Origin of the sequence: Stieleria varia (assembly GCF_038443385.1) — a bacterium.
Taxonomy (GTDB): domain Bacteria; phylum Planctomycetota; class Planctomycetia; order Pirellulales; family Pirellulaceae; genus Stieleria; species Stieleria varia.
On the sequence record NZ_CP151726.1, the window covers coordinates 4078929 to 4101555 of the forward strand.

At 54.3% G+C, this 22627-nt stretch carries 20 protein-coding genes and 3 tRNA genes; 20 read left to right on the plus strand and 3 right to left on the minus strand.

Annotation, left to right across the window (positions count from 1 at the left end; all coding sequences use genetic code 11):
- Positions 1 to 86: 86 nt before the first annotated feature.
- The 13 genes from Pla52nx_RS13650 (at position 87) to Pla52nx_RS13710 (ending at position 10065) form a co-directional block, all read left to right on the plus strand.
- A tRNA-Arg gene (locus Pla52nx_RS13650) sits at positions 87 to 158 on the plus strand.
- 175 nt (positions 159 to 333) lie between these two features.
- On the plus strand, positions 334 to 1209 hold the full coding sequence (locus tag Pla52nx_RS13655) for a slipin family protein (protein WP_197454738.1): 876 nt from the start codon (positions 334 to 336) through the stop codon (positions 1207 to 1209).
- Between the two features lie 193 nt (positions 1210 to 1402).
- A complete protein-coding gene (locus Pla52nx_RS13660) occupies positions 1403 to 1927 on the plus strand; it encodes an endonuclease V (RefSeq protein ID WP_146521125.1) in 525 nt (174 codons plus the stop codon).
- A 125-nt stretch (positions 1928 to 2052) separates the two neighbouring features.
- Entirely contained in the window at positions 2053 to 2220 is a 168-nt protein-coding gene (locus tag Pla52nx_RS13665) for an SEC-C metal-binding domain-containing protein (RefSeq protein WP_146521124.1), read from the plus strand.
- Positions 2221 to 2290: 70 nt separating this feature from the next.
- Positions 2291 to 2361, plus strand: a tRNA-Cys gene (locus tag Pla52nx_RS13670).
- Between the two features lie 492 nt (positions 2362 to 2853).
- Positions 2854 to 3008 (plus strand) — tRNA-Asn (locus Pla52nx_RS13675).
- Positions 3009 to 3208: 200 nt separating this feature from the next.
- Entirely contained in the window at positions 3209 to 3574 is a 366-nt protein-coding gene (locus Pla52nx_RS13680) for a hypothetical protein (protein WP_146521123.1), read from the plus strand.
- 388 nt (positions 3575 to 3962) lie between these two features.
- On the plus strand, positions 3963 to 5657 hold the full coding sequence (locus Pla52nx_RS13685; RefSeq protein ID WP_146521122.1) for a TROVE domain-containing protein: 1695 nt from the start codon (positions 3963 to 3965) through the stop codon (positions 5655 to 5657).
- A 167-nt stretch (positions 5658 to 5824) separates the two neighbouring features.
- Complete coding sequence (locus tag Pla52nx_RS13690; RefSeq protein ID WP_231742105.1) at positions 5825 to 6433, plus strand: RNA 2'-phosphotransferase; 609 nt, start codon at positions 5825 to 5827, stop codon at positions 6431 to 6433.
- Positions 6434 to 6550: 117 nt separating this feature from the next.
- A complete protein-coding gene (pnuC, locus tag Pla52nx_RS13695) occupies positions 6551 to 7135 on the plus strand; it encodes a nicotinamide riboside transporter PnuC (protein ID WP_197454737.1) in 585 nt (194 codons plus the stop codon).
- Positions 7132 to 8133 (plus strand): AAA family ATPase, encoded by a 1002-nt coding sequence (locus tag Pla52nx_RS13700; protein ID WP_146521121.1) that lies wholly within the window; start codon positions 7132 to 7134, stop codon positions 8131 to 8133. Before pnuC ends, Pla52nx_RS13700 begins: the two co-directional genes overlap by 4 nt.
- Positions 8123 to 9175 (plus strand): ADP-ribosylglycohydrolase family protein, encoded by a 1053-nt coding sequence (locus Pla52nx_RS13705; protein WP_146521120.1) that lies wholly within the window; start codon positions 8123 to 8125, stop codon positions 9173 to 9175. The genes Pla52nx_RS13700 and Pla52nx_RS13705 overlap by 11 nt, the downstream gene beginning before the upstream one ends.
- On the plus strand, positions 9175 to 10065 hold the full coding sequence (locus Pla52nx_RS13710) for a M28 family peptidase (RefSeq protein ID WP_146521119.1): 891 nt from the start codon (positions 9175 to 9177) through the stop codon (positions 10063 to 10065). The genes Pla52nx_RS13705 and Pla52nx_RS13710 overlap by 1 nt, the downstream gene beginning before the upstream one ends.
- A 2-nt stretch (positions 10066 to 10067) precedes the next feature.
- Here Pla52nx_RS13710 and Pla52nx_RS13715 read toward each other — a convergent pair whose 3' ends face one another.
- Positions 10068 to 10328 (minus strand): 4Fe-4S dicluster domain-containing protein, encoded by a 261-nt coding sequence (locus tag Pla52nx_RS13715; protein WP_146521118.1) that lies wholly within the window; start codon positions 10326 to 10328, stop codon positions 10068 to 10070.
- A gap of 122 nt (positions 10329 to 10450) precedes the next feature.
- On the opposite strand from Pla52nx_RS13715, the gene Pla52nx_RS13720 reads away from it, so the two are divergent.
- Positions 10451 to 11950, plus strand: coding sequence for a sigma-70 family RNA polymerase sigma factor (locus Pla52nx_RS13720; RefSeq protein WP_146521117.1), 1500 nt, complete (start codon positions 10451 to 10453; stop codon positions 11948 to 11950).
- Between the two features lie 70 nt (positions 11951 to 12020).
- Here the strand turns inward: Pla52nx_RS13720 and Pla52nx_RS13725 are convergent, their stop codons facing one another.
- Positions 12021 to 12809, minus strand: coding sequence for a hypothetical protein (locus Pla52nx_RS13725; RefSeq protein WP_146521116.1), 789 nt, complete (start codon positions 12807 to 12809; stop codon positions 12021 to 12023).
- An 18-nt stretch (positions 12810 to 12827) separates the two neighbouring features.
- Positions 12828 to 13184: a helix-turn-helix domain-containing protein gene (locus Pla52nx_RS13730; protein ID WP_146521115.1), complete on the minus strand. Its 357-nt coding sequence runs from the start codon at positions 13182 to 13184 to the stop codon at positions 12828 to 12830.
- 124 nt (positions 13185 to 13308) lie between these two features.
- On the opposite strand from Pla52nx_RS13730, the gene Pla52nx_RS13735 reads away from it, so the two are divergent.
- The 6 genes from Pla52nx_RS13735 (at position 13309) to Pla52nx_RS13760 (ending at position 22622) form a co-directional block, all read left to right on the plus strand.
- Entirely contained in the window at positions 13309 to 15000 is a 1692-nt protein-coding gene (locus Pla52nx_RS13735; RefSeq protein ID WP_146521114.1) for a type I restriction-modification system subunit M, read from the plus strand.
- Positions 14997 to 16052 carry a virulence RhuM family protein gene (locus Pla52nx_RS13740; RefSeq protein ID WP_146521113.1) on the plus strand — a complete coding sequence of 352 codons (1056 nt, stop codon included), beginning with the start codon at positions 14997 to 14999 and terminating at the stop codon, positions 16050 to 16052. Before Pla52nx_RS13735 ends, Pla52nx_RS13740 begins: the two co-directional genes overlap by 4 nt.
- A 179-nt stretch (positions 16053 to 16231) precedes the next feature.
- Entirely contained in the window at positions 16232 to 17578 is a 1347-nt protein-coding gene (locus Pla52nx_RS13745; RefSeq protein WP_146521112.1) for a restriction endonuclease subunit S, read from the plus strand.
- Between the two features lie 26 nt (positions 17579 to 17604).
- On the plus strand, positions 17605 to 18450 hold the full coding sequence (locus Pla52nx_RS13750) for a hypothetical protein (protein ID WP_146521111.1): 846 nt from the start codon (positions 17605 to 17607) through the stop codon (positions 18448 to 18450).
- On the plus strand, positions 18447 to 19376 hold the full coding sequence (locus tag Pla52nx_RS13755) for a DUF1848 domain-containing protein (protein ID WP_146521110.1): 930 nt from the start codon (positions 18447 to 18449) through the stop codon (positions 19374 to 19376). Before Pla52nx_RS13750 ends, Pla52nx_RS13755 begins: the two co-directional genes overlap by 4 nt.
- Entirely contained in the window at positions 19377 to 22622 is a 3246-nt protein-coding gene (locus Pla52nx_RS13760; RefSeq protein WP_146521109.1) for a type I restriction endonuclease subunit R, read from the plus strand.
- Positions 22623 to 22627: the final 5 nt, after the last annotated feature.

Consider the following 22627-nt stretch of genomic DNA (forward strand, 5'->3'; position numbering starts at 1 on the left):
ACGTCCTTGGAGTGTGCCGGATTCGCACGCGACTTTGCGGAGGTCGTAGACCAGGTTCGATTCCTGGCGAGGACGCTTAGTTACATGACTCGCGGGTGTGCTGGATAGCATGACAGTCTTCGAAACTGTCGGACCAGGTTCGATTCCTGGGCGGGTTACTTGCCTCGGCGGCGTTAGGAGCGAGCGAACAAATGGATCCTGCGTTCACCATTCGAAATGATCGCTCAGATTGTCCAGATCTGACAGCTCGTACTTCACATCAACTCCGCTCCGAGGCTCCATTCACTTAACCATTTCAAATCATCAATCACGCAAACCGACAGGAGGTGCATCATGATGATTAGCGGTGCTCGACGAGAGTTCATCATTAAGGACACCCACCGCGGTTTGTACTACGAAGACGGTAAGCTGACGAAGATCCTCGAGGCGGGACACTACAAGATCCCGCCACGCAAGCGATTCTTCAAGAAGCTACCGACCGTCGAGTGCATGCTGGTCGATGTTCGTGAGCGAGAGCTGACGATCAAGGGCCAGGAAATCTTGACGGCTGACAAGGTGGCTATCCGAGTCAGCATTCTGGTGCAGTTTCGCGTGACCGATCCGAAGGCTGCGCTCCACACGGTCGATAGCTTTGAGGACCGACTTTACAGCGACGTTCAGCTTGCGGCGCGACGTTCTCTTGCGTCGATGACGCTGGAGGAAATTCTCACCAACCGAAACCGGCTGAGTGAGGATATCCTGTCTGACGTCACCGAATCGGCCGGCAGCTACGGCGTGACGATAAGGCGCGCTGACGTGAAGGACTTGATCTTCCCGGGAAACTTGCAGGAGATCATGAACCGCGTTCTGGCAGCCGAGCGGCACAGCGAGGCTCAACTGGTCGAAGCGCGCACGCGTGCGGAAGTCGAGCAGATTGAGGCGGAGTCTCGAGCGGAAATTACGCGCCGTGATGCCCAGGCGGATGCAGAAGCACGACGACTGCGTGAACAGGCCGAAGCGGAAGCGACGCGTTCGAAGGCGGAAGCCGAAACGCAAGCGTACGCTCTGCGCGTCAAGGCAGCCGAGGCACTGGAAGGCCACCCGGTACTGCTGCGACTGGCCGAACTCGAAACGCTGCGTGAACTGGCCAAGAACGGCAACGCTCGACTGTACTTCGGTATTGACCGAGTCAGCCTGAACGGAACGGATTCAGGAAAGCACGATTCGTAAAGGAAGCGGATCGTGAGTCCAAACTAAGCAGGACCGGTGACCCGTTCATCGGTTCTGCGATTTTCGTCCTTGGAGTGTGCCGGACAGCACGCGACGTCGATGCTGAGGTTCGCTCCGCGATGGCGCGAAGGTCGTAGATCAGGTTCGATTCCTGGCGAGGGCGCTTAGCAGGTACAATTGCCACTAATAAACTATGGAGACCGATACGCACACAGAAACGATTGCTTGCCTCGACGTGGGGTACACGGAAGCTGCGGCGAGAGCTGCATGCGTTGTCATTGACGACTGGCGCGCTTCGATCCCAGTCGCCGAGCATGTGGCGATGATCCATGAGGTGAAGGAATACCAGCCCGGCGAGTTCTACCGTCGAGAGCTGCCGTGCATCCAAGCGGTGCTCGCGAAACTCGATCAACCACCGACTTGCATCGTGGTCGACGGCTACGTTTGGCTGGATGGAAATGGCCGTCCCGGACTTGGAGCTCATCTCTATGAGACGCTCGATCGCAAGATTCCCGTCATCGGTGTGGCGAAGAACCCGTTCAAAGATACGGACCACGCCACTGAGCTTCGCAGAGGCACGAGCGATCGCCCGCTATTCATCACGGCGGTCGGACTCCCGATCGCCCAAGCAGTCTTGAATATAGACGCCATGCATGGCCCATATCGACTGCCAACGATTTTGAAACGAGTCGATCAATTAAGCCGTGGTGAAAATTAGCGAACCCAATCGCTCGCCATGAGTCTTAATCGTCAACTTGTTTCCATCCGGAGCCAACCGCAGATTTAGGAGAGGACCAATGCGATACGAACACGAGCACAACGAAGACCACAGCTTTCGAGCCGATGAGTAAACGACGTCGCGGTTTCCCTTCGGAAACTCACGTCAAAAGTGGAGTGCGAGTCATCCAAGGCGATAAGCAGCTCGAAGAAAAGCTTGGACGCAATGATCCCTGCCCATGCGGCAGCGGACAACGTTTCAAACGGTGTTGTCTCAAATCGGGCAACTTTTGATGGCTCCAATCGAGACGACTACTTTTAGGGACAAAAATTGAAACAAGTTCGCTGTCGCGGCGGACAACAAAACGCTGGAGCCAGATGGCCAGGCAACCGGCTGCAACCCGGTCGAAGTGGGTTCGACTCCCACCAGCGTTTCTGACGAATCGACTGCAGGCTTGGATTACATATTGCTAATGTGAACCATCTGAGCTGTTACCTCGTCGATCCGTCGCAAACCAAAAATGCTTGAACTGCCGTTTGGGTCTACATATGAGGAGCCTAAGGTAGCGATGTCGGGCGACCGGCTAGTGAACGTCACCGGAGTCTCTCGCAGACAAAGGTGCCAGTCAACGATCGGCGAAAGCCGAAAACGGACGCTCCTAAACGACTCAACAACCACTTCGTTCAAGCACAACACACGGCGACTGCCAGTTTGGAATACATGGATTAAGACACGTGCCTGCACGAGAAACGGGTTCGAGTCCCGTCCAGCATCGCTGGTCGTCTATCTGATGCTTCTGAACGACGACCTCGTCGCCAACCATACACGATTGACTGCCAGGTTGGACTACATCACGCGACGGTCGCGGGTTCGAATCCCGTCAAAGCGAACCTTTGGCTCGCTTTGTAGCTCAGTGGGTAGAGCATCGAACTGTCTGATCGATAACTTCGTTGATCGTTTTTACAAATCCATGAGCGAAGGCCCAACGTGGCCCGCTCAAACAAGACACGACTGACTGCCGAGTTGGAGTACATCGACTGTTAATCGAAGGATGCGGGTTCGAGTCCCGTCGGTTTGGCCAAGCCGAGCCGTAGCTCAATTGGGAGAGCTTATCTCTGACACATCACTTCGTCAGCCGTTTTCATTTTCATTCGCTCGTGAGAGTGCCCATGTGTGTGCAATTTAAATTCTTCGCCATTACGAAATCCGGCGCCGAGTAATCGGACGTTGAGCGAAGACTGTCTGCACATTCAAAACTACTTTCATCAAGCGATATGAATCATGGAAACCACAACCGAAACCAACTTCGCGACGAACGTGGCTACACGCATCGCCGGAGAAGACATCAAACGAGGAGACTACGTCACAGCGTTGACGGAGATCTACGAACTGCCATCGTTCCTGTGGTGCTGCACCAGCAGCACGCTTTCGGCGGACGAACCGGTTCGATCGGTCTACAAAGCCGGTGAAGCTGGCCGGCCCAGCAAAATCATCGCCGTCTGCTTGCCGTTCGTTTACACCAAGCAAGCGAAAGGCGGTACCGCGATCTTCGACATCCGCAAACACCAGCTTGTCCGGCTCGACCGAGACACTGGCCGCAAGGTGTGGAAGCGATTGCGGAAGAACTTGAAGAAGAAACGGAAATAACAAACGCACACGATCGACTGCCGATTCGGAGTACATGCTTCAGGAGCCGGGTGTCGTGGGTTCGAGTCCCACCGGCCCAACTGTTTATCAAAGCAGGGCCGTAGCTCAGTGGTAGAGCACCGTAAACCCTCTGATCACAACTTCGTCGATCGCGTTTTGTTTTTCCAAAGCTGCATCACAACCAAGAACCGGACACATTCGACTGCCGGAGTGGAGTACATGGCTACCCAGGTTCGACTCCCGGTCGGCCCGCTGACTTGATTTCAATCGGGCCGGATCTCTGCCCACACCTTCATCGAATGTTTTTACTTCGCCGTAGTGGATCTTGTTAAAGGTTCCCGGCTGCTAGGATGTTTAACAACATCCACTACATGTTTAGGAGGCTGTAATGGCAAATAAGTCTTTGTTCTCAAGCATCACGAGCGTTCTACCACGAGCAACCACCGTCAACGAAGCCGGAGGTCCAGCGTACAAGTTCCCGGCGAAGCATGCGCTCGCGCAGCTTGCGGCTACCGGCACGTTCGGAAACGTGTACTACGCAACGGCCTCGGATCAGCTTGACCAACTGCGAAAGCTGATCGACGAAGTCGACGACAACGAGTACCTGGCGAAGCTGGCGGTTTACTCACGTGAGCGTGCTTACATGAAGGACATGCCGGCAGCATTGTTGGTCACCCTGTCGACTCGCGACACGGCGCTAATGCACAAGGTCTTTGACCGAGTCGCCGACAACGGCCGCGTTCTGCGCACGGTGTTCCAGATGGTTCGCTCGGGCCAGTTTGGTCGCAAGGGCCTGTCGTCTTCGCTTCAGCGTGCGTTCCAGCGTTGGCTGAACGAGGCTTCGGTGGGCAAGCTGCTGTCGGCTTCGATCGGTAACGATCCAAGCCTGCGTGACGTGTTGCGAATGGCTCGACCGACGCCGAAGGACAACGTGCGACGCGCGCTGTTCGGTTGGTTGACTGACAAGGAAGTCGACAAGTGGGCTCCGGCGACGGAAGCAGACTTGCCGACCGAGGTTCAGTCGCTCTGCGCGTTCCGTGCTGCGGAGACCGAAGAGGCTCAAGCGTTGATCGCTGGCGAGTTGGTCGTTCGTTGGGACTTGCTGGCCGACGCGGCCAAGGGTCCGGTCGTGTGGAAGGCAATCGCCCGCCAGATGGGACCGCAGGCACTGCGCATGAACCTGAACACGCTGTTGCGTCACGACGTTTTCCAGAATGGCAACAAGCCTGACAACGAGATGATCGACTACGTTGCCGGCCGCATCGCGGATCCGGAGGCGATCCGACGTTCACGTCAGTTCCCGTACCAGTTCTTGGCGGCGTACCTGAACGCTGCGGATGAAGTTCCACACAAGATCAAGTCGGCGTTGCATGACGCGGCGGAGATCGCATGTGGAAACATCCCGCAGCTACCGGCGCCGGTCATCATCGGTCTGGACACGTCTGGATCGATGGGATGCTCGGTAACTGGTTTGCACGGCCGAGGCCGCGCGTCGAAGATGCGTTGTGTCGACGTCGCCGCGTTGTTCGCCGCAGCGATCCTGCGTCGCAACCCGAACAGCGTCGTCATTCCGTTCGATACGCAAGCCTACGACCTGTATGGAAAGGGCGCGAAGATCGATTCAAGCGATTCGATCCTGAGCCTGTCGGCACGACTGTCGAAGTACGGTGGCGGTGGAACGGATGTGTCGTTGCCGTTGCGTGTTGCAAATGGCGAATGCGAGGCCAACAAGCGTTACGCAAAGCGTACGTTTGCTGGAATCGTCCTGGTCAGCGACAACGAAAGTTGGATCAACTCGGGACGTGTCTACGGATACGGCCGAGGCGGTTCAACTGGCGTCATGACCGAATGGGAGAAGTTCAAGAAGATTCAGCGCGGACACGGCATCGCCGATCCCAAGTTGGTCTGCATCGACATCGCCCCGTACGGTAACACGCAAGCACCAGAGCCTGATGGTAAGGGTGGGCGCCAGGACATCCTGAACATCGGAGGCTTCAGTGACGCGGTCTTCAACGTCGTTAGCAACTTCCTTGAGTCCGACACCGACCGCTTCGTCCGCGAGGTCGAAGCCGTTGAGCTGTAGGACGAAAGGTTAAATACTGAAACGCCCGTAACAGAAATCTCTGTCGCGGGCGTTTTTTCGTAGTGGATCTTGTTAAAGATCTCTGGATACTGAAACGCCCGTGACGGAAATCTCTGTCGCGGGCGTTTTTTTGTAGTGGATCTTGTTAAAGATCCCTGGATACCAGGATGTTTAACAACATCCACTACGTCGGCATGCGTGAACTTTCTAGAATATTGAGCATGGCTAGCAACAACAAACTCGTCTCCACCAGCAAGTTCCTCAGCTTGGTCCTTCGGCATCGGCCTGAAGTGATTGGCGCAAAGCTGGACGCTGAAGGTTGGCTCTGCATCGACGAGTTGATTAGCCAGGCAAACGCTCATGGACAAACACTCACGCTGGAGTTGCTCCACGAACTGATCGCCACGAACGACAAGAAGCGTTTCGCCTTGAGTGAGGATGGCTTGCGAATCCGTGCCAGCCAGGGGCACTCGGTCTCCGGTGTCGAACTCAACCTCGAACAGAAGACGCCTCCCGAGATTCTCTATCACGGAACGGTCGCTGCCTTCCTCGACAGCATTCGAGCCACCGGCCTGCAAAAGCGATCACGCCACCATGTCCATCTTTCACCCGATGAAGAAACCGCGACAAAAGTCGGCTCGCGAAGAGGCATGCCCATCATCCTGCGAGTCGCAGCCGAAACCATGCATCGTGACGGCCACCAATTCTGTCTTTCCGCCAACGGAGTCTGGCTCGTCGACGCCGTGCCACCGTCCTACCTGACTTTTCCGGAATGATTGGCTGATGGCAAACTTTGAGGTTTCCTGGGTGATAAAGATGAACGTTCTGCTATCTGCTTTGCTCGGAAACGATCGTGTCTACGTCTTTACCTGCATGCTAGTCGGTGGTCCATCATGATGGCCTGGATTGAACTTGCTGCGACGGCGTTCGGATTCCTTTGTGTCGTCTTCACGATCGCTCGGAGCGTCTGGTGTTGGCCAACAGGCTTGGTTCAGGTCTTCCTTTTCATCTTTGTTTTCTACGACGCAAAGCTCTACTCTGATTTGCTTCTTCACGTGGTGTACGTGTTCCTGCAGTTCTACGGTTGGTACTACTGGACGCGTCCCAAGGCAAATCCTGAATCATTGATCATCCAAACCTTGACGCTCCGCGAGTTCGTCTCTTGGTGCATCATCGCGGGGGTAGGTACGATCGGATTGGGGTGGTCGATGGCACAGTGGACCGACGCCTCTTTGCCATATCCCGACGCCTTCACGACAGTGACAAGTCTGGTTGCACAGTTCCTGCTTGCTCGACGCCAACTGCAGAACTGGATCTTATGGATCTGCGTCGATATCGTAGCGATCTGGGTATACTTCACGAAAGAATTGAACGCCACGGCGATGCTTTATGTCGCGTTTCTCGTTCTTGCCTGCATCGGTTTGGTGGTTTGGAACCGAAGGCTGTCGCAACAGCGAACCGGAAGGATAGCGACGTGATCAATACGGGATTAACGCTGGGCAAGTTTGCTCCACTACACCGCGGTCATCAATTCGTTATCGAACGTGCGATCGCCGAAAACGACAACGTGGTTGTTATCATCTACAACGCGCCGGAAGTCACCCGCATCGATCTTGAAACGCGAGCTGGTTGGATTCGTTCGCTATATCCAGATGTTGAAGTACTGCTCGCGCGTGACGGCCCGACCGTTGTTGGTAAAGCGCCTGAAATCACGCAGCTCCACGACAGCTATTTACAGCGACTTTTGACGGGGCGGCGGATCACTCGTTTTTACAGTAGCGAGTTCTACGGCGAACACGTCAGCCGAGCATTGGGCGCGATTGATTGCCGGGTCGACGAAGTCCGGAAGCGAGTTCCGATTTCTGGAACTGCAATTCGGTCAGATCCTTTCCGATATAGGGACTACATGAATCCACTTGTCTACCGAGATCTTGTCACCAAGGTCGTCTTTCTGGGCGCTCCATCAACCGGCAAGACAACGCTGGCCCGTCACATGGCCGACCAGCTATCGACCGCCTGGGTGCCTGAGTATGGGCGTGAATTCTGGGAGAAGAATCATATCGATCGCCGTCTTTCGCTAACTCAGCTAGCTGAAATCGCCATGGGTCACTGCGAAAAGGAAGATCAGCTTGTGCAGGACGCTAATAGATTCTTGTTTGTTGATACGGACGCTACCACGACTTACCAGTTCTCGTTGCATTACCACGGCCGGGTCCACCCAATCGTGGCTGAGATGGCCGCACAGTGCCATGAGCGGTACCAGGTCTGTTTTCTTTGCGAAACAGACATTCCCTACGAAGACAGTTGGGATCGCAGCGGCGAAGTTCATCGAGCGTTCTTCCAACAGCAGATTGAAGCGGATCTGGTTGCTCGCGGAATCGAGTTCACGAGGCTGAGTGGCGATTTAAAGACCCGGACCGAGCTTGTTGTGAAGACGCTCAAAGCGATTGAACATGAGCCCTTCTATGCTGACTGAACCAATCGTTGGATGCATTCTGGGGACTGCGGTCGGAGACGCGTTAGGGCTGCCCTATGAAGGCGTTTCGCCAAAACGGGCTGCCAAGCTGCTTGGTCCGCCGGATCGGTACCGATTCTTCTTTCGTCGCGGAATGATCTCCGACGACACCGAACACACTTGCATGGTCGCTCAATCGTTGATTGACGCGGGTGGCGACGTTCCAAAATTCACACGTAGTTTTGCGAGACGACTGCGTTGGTGGATACTGGCGTTACCGGCGGGGGTTGGCAAAGCGACGGCGAGATCCGGAATCAAATTGTGGCTCGGGGCAAGTCCCGAGAAGGCTGGCGTGTTCTCAGCCGGGAACGGTCCCGCCATGCGTGCAGCGATCTTCGGCGCTGCGCTGGATGATGTTCCGTCAATACTGAGCTTCGTTCGGGCCTCCTCGCGGCTGACCCACAGTGACCCGAAAGCCGAGTGCGGTGCAATCGCCGTGGCATTGGCAGCCAAACACTCACGCGACAATGAAACCGTCGATGCGAACCTTTGGCTCGACGAGGTTGTCGATGCGGTGGGTGAAGCTGAATCGGAATTGATTGATTTGCTCCGCAAAGCTATTCAAAGCGTAAACGTCGGCGAAATAACCAAGACGTTCGCAAAATCGCTTGGCCTGGATCGGGGCGTGACCGGATACACGTACCACACCGTCCCGGTCGCAATCCACGCATGGCTGTCCAATCCGAAAGACTTTCGCAAGGCGGTCTTGAGCATTATCGTGTGCGGAGGCGACGCGGACACGACGGCCGCGATCGTCGGTGGCATCGTGGGCGCGGGGGTCGGGCAAGCAGGCATCCCGGGCGAATGGCTCGACGGCATCTGGGAATGGCCGCGTAGCGTCGCTTGGATGCAGCGCCTCGGTGAAGCTCTGGCCGATTCGCTCGATGGTGATAAATCGGTGAAGTCGCCCACCGCCAATCCAATCGCCGTACTTCTCCGCAATCTTCTGTTCCTGTTCATCGTTCTCTTCCACGGCTTCCGCCGACTTGCTCCACCTTACTGATGCCAATCGACCCCGACACGATCGAAGAGAACTTGCGACTGCACGTCGATCGGCTTGCGGGATTGATCGGTCCGCGCACCTTGAGCAAGCCAAAAACGATTCTGGCCACGATCGGCTATATTGAAGGTCAGTGGTCCGAGATGGGATACAGTCATTCGCGGGAATGCTACGACGCCATGGGCGATGAGGCGACCAATCTGATCGTCGAGTGTCCTGGCACGAAACGAGCCGATGAGATCGTTTTGCTTGGCGCCCACTACGACACGGTCTTCAGCACACCCGGAGCCGATGACAATGCTTCCGCCGTTGCCGTGTTGGTCGAAGTCAGCCGCTTGCTGCGCGAGCACACCGGAAAACGAACCGCCCGATTCGTCGCATTCGCTTGCGAGGAGCCGCCGTATTTCAACATGGACTCGATGGGCAGCCAGCACCACGCCCGCCTTTCACGACAGCGCGGCGACAACATTGTTGGAATGCTGTGCCTGGAGATGGTCGGTTACTACAGTTTGACGAAAGGCTCACAGACGGTTCCGCCGGGCATTCCGAAATGGATGCACCGATTCTTTCCGCAGCGTGGCAACTTTCTGGCAGCCGTCGGCAACATGCCATCCTGGAAGTTGTGCTGGAAATTCCGGCGAGGATTTAAACGCGGCACGCGCCGCTTGCCCCTGTTCTCGATCTGCCTCCCCGAAAAGATCCACGAGATCCGTCTCAGTGACAACAGCTCATTCTGGGATCAAGGCTATCCCGCCCTGATGCTCACCGACACCAGCTTCTTGCGCAATCCGAACTACCACCAAGCCACCGACACACCAGATACGCTCGACTATCCAAGAATGACCGAAGTCACCCTCGGCGTCGCATCCGCGATGCGCAAACTGCTCGGCTAGGCTTATTCGTGTGCCGAGGGGCATTCCTTTGCCTTCGTCGCGTTTAATTCTATGAACCGATGCCACTGCTCGGGAACGTCGTCTTCATAGAAAATCGCTTCGGTTGGGCATTCGGGAACGCAGGCACCACAATCGATGCATTCATCGGGGTCGATGTAGACCATTGGCTCGTCTTCGTTCGTGTAAAAACATTCGACCGGGCAAACCACCAAGCAAGCTTTGTCTTTGCAACCGATGCAGGGTTGAGTAACCACCATTGTCATGGAATCGTCCTTTGTCTTTAGGCTATAGTCCGTAGGCCGTAGGCCGTAGTGGATCTTGTTAAAGATCCGGTGCGAAAGGGATCTTTGACAAGATCCACTACCCAGGAAGTGAGAAACCACGTTTGGAACCGGACACCGACGGCAAAAAAGAACTCAAAGAATCCGAATCGATCACGGATCGGCCGGACGGTTGGCTGCTGCGCCAGTGGAAAAGCGGAAACGAGCAGGCGGCCGAAGTTCTTTTCGATCGGTACGCATTCCGGCTCGTGGCCCTTGTCGCTAGCCGCCTGAACCGCCGGTATCGATCCCAAATTGATCCCGACGCGGTCATGCAGTCGGCAATGGGAAGCTTTTTCAACGCCGCCCGTCACAGTCGCATCCAGGTCAGCAATAGTGTTTCGCTTTGGCGATTGCTGGCAACGTTTGCCCGTCGAAAGCTAGCGAGATCGATCGAGCGTCACTCAGCGTCAAAGCGTGGTGGCAATCAGACTCGAGTCCCTCTCGATCAGGTAGTGAGCCAATCTGAGATCATTCCAGCGGACGACTCCGACGCGGACGAGTTATTGGAACAACTCAAAGCAGAACTTCCGGCCGATCATTTCTCCGTCGTCGAAGCCTTGCTCGCCGGCCTGACGCAACAAGAAATTGCCAAATCGCTGGGGATAGACGAACGAACCGTTCGAAGACGAATCGCACGGGTCCGCAAGTTGCTTTCACCCGCACTCGATGTAGTGGATCTTGTTAAAGATCCCCACGATCAATGTCTGCAGGAAGGATCTTTAACAAGATCCACTACGTTGCCGCGGGTCAACTACAACCAATTCGTGCTTGGAAAACTGATCGGGAGTGGTGGCTTCGGCAAAGTTTATCGTGCGAGCATGCAATCTGATGGTAGCACTGTCGCTGTAAAATTCCTCCGCAAAGCATTCTGGCAAAACGAGGAGGCTCGCGAGTCGTTCATTCGGGAAATCAACGCGGCGTCCCGCATCGATCACCCCGGTGTCATCCGATATCTCGGATACGGCGAGTCACCACATGGAGGCCCATACGTTCTGAGCGAATGGATTGATGGCCGCCCAATGCACGCGATCGACCGTCCCAGCGAGCAACGCTTCATACAGTGGCTACGACAAATCTGCGAAACCATGAAGGCGGTCCACGATGTCGAACTGATTCACGGCGACCTAACCCCAGCAAACATCCTGATTGACGATAGCGACCGAGTGACGATCACCGACTTCGGTTTCTCCCAAGCATCCGCCGGCGCGACATCTCCGATTCTCGCCGGAACATGGATACTCGGCGGTACTTTGGGCTTCGCCGCCCCCGAGCAGATCGATCCCGCCTTCGGCAACATCAGTCCCAAAACCGACATCTACGCCATCGGCGGCCTCATCCACTGGTATTTCACTGGGGCACCACCCAACGCTGGCGACGGCGTTGCCGAAATCCTGATGGAAACAGTGAAAAGCCAGCGATCCAACGACAACACCAGCTCTCAAACCAATGCGATCCTCCAAACGATCATGCGTCGATCGTTGGCGTCCTCACCGGTGAACAGAGCAATCTCGTTAAGCGAAACAATTAGTCTCATAGTAGCGCACTTTCCATCGAGATCTTGAGTGAGTACGAATGAGAAGAGAAGCTCTTCAATAATTCTTGGGAGCAAGAGCTATTGATCCCCTAACTACATCAGGTAAGTCTTGGACGATCATTTTCAAATGTGAGTCGTTTTGCGTCAGGATAACCAGGGCAGTCAGGGTGAATTTCAATTCTGGGTAGAGTAGTGTCTTGGACGACCACGCTTACAATTATGGCCGTCGCTCTCCGCGTCACGTCCAACCACCTCTTCACGGCATTTTCAGGGGACCTTGAGTAATCCAAATCGCGTCCCGAAAGCAGGCGATTTACAAAATGATGTCCAAAAGTTAAGCCGTGCGTATGAAGGGCGGCGTTTGGGTTCCGACATCTACGCAGGTAATTCGCATCAACCGTACGCACTTTAAATCGTGGAAAGTCGTGGGCAGTAACAGCCGTTGGCCAATCACAGCTTTCCGCATTTCCACCGTCTTTGCTGTAGAACAAGTAGGAAAGCCTCGGCGTCTTCGTACACAGCCTTTGTAATTGGCGGAAATCAAATGTCGGGTATCGATGACCATCAATGGATGCCTTTGCCTCATAGAAACCGACACCGGTCATAGGACCGTGCAATGTCTGGCGAGTAACAACAAAGGCGATGTCACCGTGCTTGCTTTCCGCTTCTCCTGTTATCTTATACGCCTGCAGGTCGAACGAGTGGCGCGCCGCATCCGGTTCGGTTTCCCCACCTGCGGTACCAAGCACCTCGCGCACTTTCATGACCAATGATAAGCTCAGGAAATCTTCGCTCCAGTCAGCTTCGTGAGTCTCTTGTACAATGGCATCAACCGCAGACTGAATCTCAGATCGCAGTTCATCTGGTGACATTGCATGTCGACTCATCGCATTCTCGCTGAGGGGTCATCTTGGGAGCACACCTTGGTTCTCGGTTTCACTTTGCACGCGATCGGCAATGTTCTTCAGAGTTGCAGTATCACAGTTCGCGAGCGCGCGAAAAAGTTCTGGCTGATCGAGAATTCGGCGGGAGATTGAGTCAGGGATTCGGCCGGCCATGAGCAACAGCTCGTCTTCGTCGCCATCAAGCGTGTCCGCGAGCCGGTGAATCAGTGCTTCGGAGGGCGAGTCGCCGAAGTCCAACTTGCCGTTTTCGACTTTACTCAAGTAGCTGTAACCAACACCCACCAACGGCGCGAGCGTTCGAAGCGAAAAGCCCTTGGCTTTGCGAAGCTCACGGATTTTCTCGCCGAAGGCGTTCATGGGTGCCTGCCTGCTTGTTTGCGGTGCTCTGACACCATACGATTGTTGCAGGTAAAAGGCAACAGTACGAAAGGGGCATGACGAAACGCTTCTTTCGCGATTTCTTTCTCGCGAAGTATGAGCTATGTCAGAGGCGGACAGCCAGAAGTTCCTCAAGGATCTCGATAAGAAACTTTGGACAGCGGCGGACCGATTGCGAGCCAACTTGGACGCAGCGGTCTACAAGCATGCTGTTCTCGGCCTGATCTTCCTGAAATACGTCTCCGACGCATTTGAGCTTCGTCAGCGAGCATTGGAAGTTCAGTTGCGTGACCCGAATCACGACTACTTCGTGGACTCGAAAGGATACTCAGACGACGAGTACAACGAAGTGGTCCGGCAGGAACTGGAAGTCCGCGACTACTACCTGGAAGAGAACGTTTTCTGGGTGCCGGCGCTCGCTCGCTGGAAGACGATTCAGGAGAATGCCGCACTTCCGGCCGGAACGGAGATCGAAATCGTCAACGGCAAAAAGACGACCTACAAGATCACGTCCATCGGCAAACTGATCGACGACGCGCTGGCCGCCGTTGAGCAGGACAACCCCAAACTCAAAGGCGTGCTGAACAAGAACTACACTCAACTGCAGTTGCCCGCCGAGAGTCTCACGGGCCTGATCAATCTGATCGCCGAGATCCCGTTTCAGCACGAAGACCTCGACGCCAAAGACATCCTGGGCCACGTCTACGAATATTTTCTGGGTCAATTCGCACTCGCCGAAGGCAAAAAGGGCGGTCAGTACTACACGCCCAAATCGATCGTTAATCTGATCGTCGAAATGCTCGAGCCGTTCAAAGGGAGAGTCTATGACCCGGCGATGGGCAGCGGCGGGTTCTTTGTCTCCAGCGAGAAATTCATCGAGCAGCACGGCGGCAAGATCGGCGACGTGTCGGTTTACGGCCAGGAGTCGAATCCGACCACGTGGCGACTGGCGGCGATGAACATGGCCATTCGCGGCATCGACTTCAATTTTGGCGGCCAACCCGCCAACACGTTTACCAACGACCTGCATCCGGATCTGCGAGCCGACTATGTGATGGCCAATCCGCCGTTCAACATGAAAGAATGGTGGGACGGCAAGCTGGAAGGCGATCCGCGTTGGGAACATGGCGATCCGCCCAAAGGCAACGCCAACTTTGGCTGGCTGCAGCACATGCTGTATCACCTCTCCCCGAAAGGCTCGATGGCACTGCTGTTGGCCAATGGTTCGATGAGCAGTAATACCGGAGGCGAAGGTGAGATTCGCGAGACGATCGTCAAGAAGGACCTTGTCGAATGCATGGTCGCCTTGCCTGGCCAGCTCTTTACCAATACGCAAATTCCGGCCTGCATATGGTTCCTGACCAAAACGAAAGAGAAACGAGGCCGAGGAGCCGCCGCCTTCCGCGACCGAGCGGGTGAAGTGCTCTTCATCGACGCCCGCAAGCTGGGCTACATGGTGGACCGGGTCCTCCGGGCCTTCACTGACGAAGACACGGCAAAGATCGTCAACACTTTTCATGCGTGGAAGCGAGACAAAGACGCGTACGAGGATGTCCCCGGCTTCTGCAAGAGCGCCACGTTGGACGAGATCGCCGAACACGGCTTCGTCCTCACGCCCGGTCGCTACGTCGGAGCCGAAGACGTGGTACACGACGGCGTCCCCTTCGCCGAGAAAATGGCCACGCTCACCCGTGAACTCGCGGATCAATTCGCCGAGTCTGCCAAACTCGAAAAAGCCATCCGCAAGAACATGAAGACACTTGGGTTCGAGTTACCAGCAGGGGGCAAAGAATGACGGACAATTTACCGGGCCCATCTAACCGAAACTTTCTGTTTTACGACACCGAAGACGGCACGACCCGCGTACAACTTCTGGTCGATGGGCAAACGGTCTGGATGCCACAAAATGCCATCGCTGAGCTTTTTGAGACATCGAAGCAGAACGTGGGCCAGCACATCAAAAACGTTCTCGAAGACAGCGAATTGAGCGAAGATTCAGTTGTAAAGAATTACTTTACAACTGCCGCAGATGGCAAGAATTACCGCACAAAACACTACAACCTCGACATGATCCTCGCGATCGGCTATCGAGTTCGAAGTGCTCGCGGAACCCAGTTTCGCCGCTGGGCGACCCAGACGTTGCGCGAGTACCTCGTCAAAGGTTTTGTGCTCAATGACGACCGTCTCAAAGCCGCCGAGACTACTTTCGGCGAGGACTACTTCGACGAATTGCTCGAACGCATTCGCGACATTCGAGCATCTGAGCGACGGTTCTATCAGAAGATCACCGACATCTACGCGACCGCTTCGGACTACAACAGTGACGCTGAAGTTTCTCGCGAGTTCTTCGCGACGGTACAAAACAAACTCGAATGGGCAATCACCGGAATGACTGCCGCGGAGATCATCAAAGATCGAGCCGATGCAAACCAGCCGAACATGGGATTGCAAACTTGGAAGAACTCGCCGTCAGGGAAGATTCGCAAGACCGATGTCACGGTTGCCAAAAACTATTTGTCACAGCAAGAACTGAGTGATTTGAATCGCATGGTGACAATGTATCTGGACTACGCAGAGGATCAAGCAAAGCGTCAGCAGCCAATGACGATGGCACAGTGGGCATCCAAGCTTGATGCTTTTCTCACCTTCAACGATCGAGCCGTGTTGAGGAACGCTGGAAAAGTTGAGAAGAACGTAGCCGATGCGTTGGCGATCGAACAATACGAACAATTCCAGTCGGCGCAACGACGCATTGAAGCGACTGAGCCAACGAGTGATTTCGACAAATTCGTAGACGAGGTCGGCAAATTGAATCCTCCCGATGATTCGGAGGATGACAATGCGTAGCCGAAAAGATGGAGAGCTTGACCCGCGAGTTAGCTGCACAATTTCACGAGTCCGAAAGACTGCAAGCGGCGATCCGAGACAACATGCAAAAGCTTGGCTTTGCCTTGCCGGAGGTGGGCGAATGAACTGCAACAATAGCGAGGCGTTTTCGGCAACGGCCAAAGGGAGTCACAAAAGCAATGGTTGACTCACAAAACGAATGGACCCAAATGCCATTGGAAGATTGTATGGAGGCAATCATTGACTACAGAGGTAAAACGCCGAAAAAAACGTCAGCAGGTATTCCGCTTGTCACAGCAAAGATAATCAAGCGCGGTCGAATCGAAGAACCTGCAGAATTCATCGCGCCATCCGACTACGACGACTGGATGCGCCGAGGAATCCCGGAACCAGGCGACGTTGTGTTAACGACTGAAGCGCCCCTTGGCGAGGTCGCCCAGCTTGATGAAAGGAAAATAGCGCTCGCACAACGTGTCATCACTTTGCGTGGCAAAGAGCACCTGCTGGACAACACATTCCTGAAGTACCTGCTGATTTCCGAGCCTATTCAAGACAAACTTAAAGCAAGAGCCAGCGGAACGACGGTACTTGGTATCAAGCAAAGTGAATTACGAAAAGTCACACTCTCATTTCCCCCGCTCCCCGAACAGCGAGCGATTGCGTCGATCCTTGGAGCGTTGGACGACAAGATTGAGTTGAACCGTCGGATGAATGCGACGCTGGAGTCCCTTGCGCGGGCGATCTTCAAGAGTTGGTTCGTCGATTTCGACCCCGTCAAGATCAACGCCGGCCAGATGCCTGCCGATTCCTACGACCCAACCCTTCTCAGCCTCTTTCCCTCCACCTTCCAAGACTCCGAACTCGGACCAATACCGGAAGGGTGGAACGTTGAACCAGTCGGCAAGCATGTTGTGATCAAACATGGTTATGCGTTCAAAGGAGAATTTTTCAGCAAAGAGCCAAGACGCGACGTTTTGCTGACGCCGGGCAACTTCGCTATTGGCGGCGGATTCAAAGGTGACAAATTGAAATACTATGAAGGGCCAGTGGAAGAAGAGTACATCCTTCTCCCCGGTGATCTACTCGTGACGATGACTGACCTGAGCAAGGCGGGCGATACGCTCGGCTATCCGGCATTTGTCCCAGAGTCATTGAAATACCGATACCTTCACAACCAACGTCTAGGTCGTGTTTTTATAAACGATGATTCGCCCGTTGGTGCGGCGTTTATTCATGAGTCGTTTCGCACGTCTCGTTACCGCAGCCATGTTCTTGGGACTGCCTCAGGAAGCACGGTCAAACATTCCTCACCAACGCGAATACGCGACCACGAGATAGCTGTTGGCACACCCGAAGTCCATGCACTCTTTGAGGAACGGGTTTCGCCGTTGGTGGAGGCGATCACACGCAACGATCGTGTGTCAATGAGACTCGGTGCAATTCGTGATCGGCTACTGCCAGAACTGCTAAGTGGCCGTCTTGTGGTCATGAATTCAAAAGGAACGCCCGAACAACTTATCGCATGACCTACCGTATCACATAGGAACAGACAATGAACCTCACACAATTGATAAAAGCTGTTTTAGATAAAGCGTATTCGTACATTGACCTCCCCGATGAAACCGCAAAAAACGCAGCAATTAAAACACGGCTTGGTGAGCTTTCTCACGCATACCGACAACTGACAAAAGAGGATGGAATCGCAATCGACTATTCCGATCCTGTCAGCCGGTTTGCGTACATTTACAAATACACAATTGGTCACGCGGACTACATCATGCAAATCATCCGCCGCCATGAAGAGCTTACGACCTTGTTCGACGAGGACGAACTCGATGTTGCATGCATCGGCGGCGGGCCGGGAAGTGACTTCCTCGGCGTGTTGAAATACATGCTGAAACGAGACAAGAAACTTGCGCTCACCTGCTATTTGTTTGATCGAGAGCGATCTTGGGGTGACTCGTGGAGTGGTGTCGCCAAGGTGCTGAAGCCTGACTTTCCAATTTATCCAGTGTTCCAACAACTTGATGTAACGGACAGGTCTACGTGGTCGGCCTACAACGATTACCTGAATTCGAGACTTTTTACTCTGAGCTACTTCATGTCCGAAGTTTACAAGTTCCGAGATACGGCGGAGCCGTATTTTGCAGAGACATTCGACCGTCTGACCCCCGGCACTAAAGTCCTCTTTGTTGATAACAGAGACCAAGCCGGACGTTTCGTTGGATGGTTTGACGAACTTGCCGCCGCGCACAACCTCGAAATACTGGTAGGTAGAAACGAAAACATGTCATTCTCAAACGATGAGGAGAAAACGGACCTCGGAGAATTTTTCAAGAAGTTTGATTGGCCGAAGCGCACAAGCGACCTTGTCTACAGGATTGCACAAAAACAATGATCATCTCAGCCAGCTACAAAACTGACATCCCAACCTTTTATGGTGAATGGTTCATGAATCGGTTGCGCGCTGGCTTCTGCAAAATGGTGAATCCGTACAACCGAAAGGCGATACGGGTTTCGCTAAATCGAAACGACGTAGATGGAATTGTGTTTTGGACGAAGAACGTTGCACCGTTTGTCAAACATCTTAACGAGGTTCGTGAACGTGAGTTCCCTTTCGTGCTTCAACACACGATTAACGCCTACCCCCGAACGTTGGAACAGTCAGTCGTTGATTCAGCGCGGTCGGTCGATGCGTTTAAGCGAGTTTCGGAAACACACGGACCTCGCACCTGCGTTTGGCGTTACGACACGGTTGTGATGTCCTCAGAGACTCCGCGCGAATGGCATTTGGATTCTTTTGCACGAATCGCGTCCGAACTGCGCGGGTTCACTGACGAAGTAGTCATTTCCTTCGTCCACTTCTACCAAAAGACTCTGCGCAACATGAACGCCGCAGCTGAAGAGTTCGGCTTTGAATGGTACGAACCGGAACTGACGGAGAAGCGGACGTTGCTTTCTCAATTCGTTGACATCGCAACCGAAAACGGAATGAAGCTCTCGATTTGCGCTCAACGAGAACTGATTGTTGAAGGCGCGTACGATGCAAAGTGCGTTGACGCGGATCGGCTAATTGAAATCGCAGGTGAAGACTTCCGTTCAAAACAGAAAGGCAACCGCAAGGAATGCGGCTGTTTTGCATCTCGTGACATCGGCGAATATGACACGTGTCCACACGGGTGCGTTTATTGCTATGCGGTGCGAAACAAGAAACTCGCTTTGGAGCGGTTTCGCGAACATGATCCAGAAGGCGAGTTTCTGTTCAAGCAGTCGGGAGTGAAGGACACAACCGCCGATTCGAGGCAAGGAAGGCTCTTTGAATAAATGATCTCTGAAGACCAACTCGAACAGCTGTCCCTCGACTGGCTCCGCCAGACCGGTTGGGAATACGCCAACGGCTTGAACATCTCGCCCGACAGTGACGATCCGGAGCGGGATGACTATCGAGTTGTCGTCTTGAAAGATCGTTTGGCCGAGGCGGTGGCTCGGCTGAATCCGGGGTTGCCGTCATCGGCCGTCGAAGAAGTGGTGCATGTCGTTACGCACGTGGATCATCCCAGTCTGCGGCAACGCAATCGAGAACTTCATCGGCTCTACACGAACGGGGTTAAGGTCGAATACAGCACCCCTGATGCAGACGGACAGGATGGCAAGGAAACGATCTACGCTCAAATCATCGACTTTCAGCATCCCGACAACAATGACTTGCTGGTGGTCAATCAATTCAGCGTAAAGGGTACCAAGCAGGCTCGCCGGCCGGACCTGGTGATCTTTGTCAATGGCTTGCCCCTGGCGGTTATCGAACTGAAGAACCCGGCGGATCAATCGGCCGATGTTTGGAAGGCTTACTCGCAACTGCAAACGTACAAGGACGAAATCTCGGACCTGATGGCCTACAACGTGGCGCTCGTCATCAGCGATGGATTCAATGCGCGAGTCGGTTCGCTGACGGCGAATCAGGAACGGTTCATGCCATGGAACGTGATTAAGAACGAGGACGATCGGCCGTTGCTGGAATACCAGTTGGAGAAAATCGTTCGTGGGTTCTTTGATCCGAAATTGTTTCTGGATTACATGCGGTACTTTGTGCTGTTTGAAGACGATGGCGATCAGCTAATCAAAAAGATCGCTGGTTACCATCAGTTCCATGGTGTTCGTGAAGCTGTTCGAGTGACCACGATCGCGGCTGCGGATACTGACGATGGCGTGGTGCGGGAACGCCGAGCCACGTACGGAGCGGAAGTTCAGCCGGGATCACGGAAAGCGGGGGTGTTCTGGCATACGCAGGGAAGCGGCAAGAGCATTTCTATGGCGTGTTACGCCGGCAAACTGCTGCAGCAGCCGGAAATGAAGAATCCGACGCTGGTGGTGGTGACCGATCGCAACGAGCTGGATGGTCAACTGTATCAACAGTTTTGCATGGCCAAAGATTTGCTGAAGCAAACGCCTGAGCAAGCCAATAGTCGAGATGAACTTCGCGAGATGCTGGCCTCACGCGAATCAGGCGGCATCATTTTTACGACCGTGCAAAAGTTCTCGCTGCTGGACAACGAAGACGAACACCCGCTGCTTTGCAATCGCAGAAATGTCGTGGTGATCTCCGATGAAGCCCACCGCAGCCAATACGGCTTGAAGGCTCGACTGAAGCAGATCAAGGACAAAGAGACCGGCGTAGTCGTCGACGCAAAGTACGTGTTCGGTTTTGCCAAACACATGCGAGACGCGTTGCCGAACGCATCATTCATCGGATTCACCGGCACGCCAATCGACAAGGAAGACAAGGACACTCGCGGAGTCTTTGGCGACTACGTCAGCATCTACGACATTCAGGACGCCGTCGATGACGGAGCCACGGTTCCGATCTACTACGAAAGCCGACTGGTCAAGATCGACATCAATCGTGCGGCAATCGACGAGCTGAACAAGAACGTCGAAGAGGTCATCGAAGACGAAGAAGACGTCGCCGCCAGAGAAAAGACGAAAGGCCGCTGGGCAGAGTTGGCCAAATTGGTTGGATCAGGACCGAGATTGGCCGAAGTGGCTGCAGACGTGGTGGCTCATTTTGAAAAGCGTACCGCGTCGGTCGAAGGCAAGGCGATGTTCGTGGGAATGAGCCGTCAGATCTGCGTGGACCTGTTCGCCGAAATCATCAAGTTGCGACCCGAATGGGAAGGCACGAAGATCACGAATGAAGAAGGCAAAGAGGTTGGATACAACCATGAAGACGGTGCCATTCGAATCATCATGACCGGTTCCGCAACGGACAAATGGGACATCCAGCAACACGTTTACACGGGTCGTGCCAAGAAACGACTCGAAAAGCGATTCAAAGACCCGTACGACCCGGTGAAGATCGTCATTGTACGCGACATGTGGCTGACCGGTTTCGACGCGCCCTGTTGCCACACGATGTATGTCGACAAGCCGATGTCGGGGCACAACCTGATGCAGGCGATCGCGCGAGTGAATCGCGTCTTCAAAGACAAACCGGGTGGTGTGGTCGTCGATTATATCGGCATCGGTTCTGAATTGAAAGCGGCACTCAAAACTTACACTGATGCCAAGGGCAAGGGGCAACCAACGCTTAAAGCCGAGGAAGCGTTACGTGTACTCCACGAGAAAATGGATGCTGTTCGAGGATTGTTTCATGACTTCGATTACTCGGGTTACCGCGACAACGCTCTAGCGCTGTTGCCGCCTGCCGCCAATCACATCCTTGGACTCGAAAAACAAAACGATAAGACCGGCATGCAACGATTTCTTGACATTATGGCGTCGATCAGCAAAGCCTACTCGCTGTGCAGCACGCTCGACGAAGCCCAACCATATCATCTTGAGATCGCATTCCTATCCGCAGTTCGCGCGGCCATCGTCAAGAACACGACCGTTGATCAAAAGCTGGTTCAGGATCAGAAGAACTCAGCGATGAAGCAGATCCTCGACAACGCCGTTGTTTCCGAGGGTGTCGTCGACGTCTTTTCGCTAGCCAACCTCGACAAGCCCAACATTGGCTTGCTCTCGGATGAGTTTCTCGAAGATGTCCGCAACATGCCGCTGAAAAACCTTGCCGTCGAACTGCTCGAGAAGCTGTTGCGAGACGAAATCCGCAGTCGCAGCGCCCGCAATGTCGTTCAAGAGAAAGCTTACACGGATCGGCTGATCGCGACACTTCGCAAGTATCACAACCGTAGTATCGAGACTGCCCAGGTGATCGAAGAGTTGATCGCCATGGCGAAAGACTTTCAGGCAAGACTCAAACGCGATGAGGAGCTGGGGCTCAGCGGTGATGAGGTCGCCTTCTATGACGCGTTGGCGAACAACGAGAGCGCGGTTCGTGAACTTGGCGATGAGATTCTCAAGAAGATCGCTGTGGAGATCACCGAGAAACTAAAAGCCAGCACCACGATTGACTGGCGAGAACGCGATAGCGTCCGCGCCAGGCTTCGCAACCTCGTGCGAGTATTGCTCCGTCGATATAAGTACCCACCCGACGATGCGCCAGCGGCGATTGAACTGGTCATGAAGCAAGCCGAAGCATTGGCCGAGGGCTGGTCGAACGAAGAACTCTGAACGAA

Bases quoted from the DNA above. Each gene is read 5' to 3' on its own strand.
- pnuC (WP_197454737.1), top strand. From the start codon at position 6,551: ATGATGGCCTGGATTGAACTTGCTGCGACGGCGTTCGGATTCCTTTGT.
- Pla52nx_RS13710 (WP_146521119.1), top strand. From the start codon at position 9,175: ATGCCAATCGACCCCGACACGATCGAAGAGAACTTGCGACTGCACGTC.
- Pla52nx_RS13750 (WP_146521111.1), top strand. From the start codon at position 17,605: ATGAACCTCACACAATTGATAAAAGCTGTTTTAGATAAAGCGTATTCG.
- Pla52nx_RS13740 (WP_146521113.1), top strand. From the start codon at position 14,997: ATGACGGACAATTTACCGGGCCCATCTAACCGAAACTTTCTGTTTTAC.
- Pla52nx_RS13745 (WP_146521112.1), top strand. From the start codon at position 16,232: ATGGTTGACTCACAAAACGAATGGACCCAAATGCCATTGGAAGATTGT.
- Pla52nx_RS13725 (WP_146521116.1), bottom strand. From the start codon at position 12,809: ATGAGTCGACATGCAATGTCACCAGATGAACTGCGATCTGAGATTCAG.
- Pla52nx_RS13685 (WP_146521122.1), top strand. From the start codon at position 3,963: ATGGCAAATAAGTCTTTGTTCTCAAGCATCACGAGCGTTCTACCACGA.
- Pla52nx_RS13690 (WP_231742105.1), top strand. From the start codon at position 5,825: ATGTTTAACAACATCCACTACGTCGGCATGCGTGAACTTTCTAGAATA.
- Pla52nx_RS13755 (WP_146521110.1), top strand. From the start codon at position 18,447: ATGATCATCTCAGCCAGCTACAAAACTGACATCCCAACCTTTTATGGT.
- Pla52nx_RS13715 (WP_146521118.1), bottom strand. From the start codon at position 10,328: ATGACAATGGTGGTTACTCAACCCTGCATCGGTTGCAAAGACAAAGCT.
- Pla52nx_RS13665 (WP_146521124.1), top strand. From the start codon at position 2,053: ATGAGTAAACGACGTCGCGGTTTCCCTTCGGAAACTCACGTCAAAAGT.
- Pla52nx_RS13660 (WP_146521125.1), top strand. From the start codon at position 1,403: ATGGAGACCGATACGCACACAGAAACGATTGCTTGCCTCGACGTGGGG.
- Pla52nx_RS13655 (WP_197454738.1), top strand. From the start codon at position 334: ATGATGATTAGCGGTGCTCGACGAGAGTTCATCATTAAGGACACCCAC.
- Pla52nx_RS13735 (WP_146521114.1), top strand. From the start codon at position 13,309: ATGTCAGAGGCGGACAGCCAGAAGTTCCTCAAGGATCTCGATAAGAAA.
- Pla52nx_RS13705 (WP_146521120.1), top strand. From the start codon at position 8,123: ATGCTGACTGAACCAATCGTTGGATGCATTCTGGGGACTGCGGTCGGA.
- Pla52nx_RS13680 (WP_146521123.1), top strand. From the start codon at position 3,209: ATGGAAACCACAACCGAAACCAACTTCGCGACGAACGTGGCTACACGC.
- Pla52nx_RS13730 (WP_146521115.1), bottom strand. From the start codon at position 13,184: ATGAACGCCTTCGGCGAGAAAATCCGTGAGCTTCGCAAAGCCAAGGGC.
- Pla52nx_RS13760 (WP_146521109.1), top strand. From the start codon at position 19,377: ATGATCTCTGAAGACCAACTCGAACAGCTGTCCCTCGACTGGCTCCGC.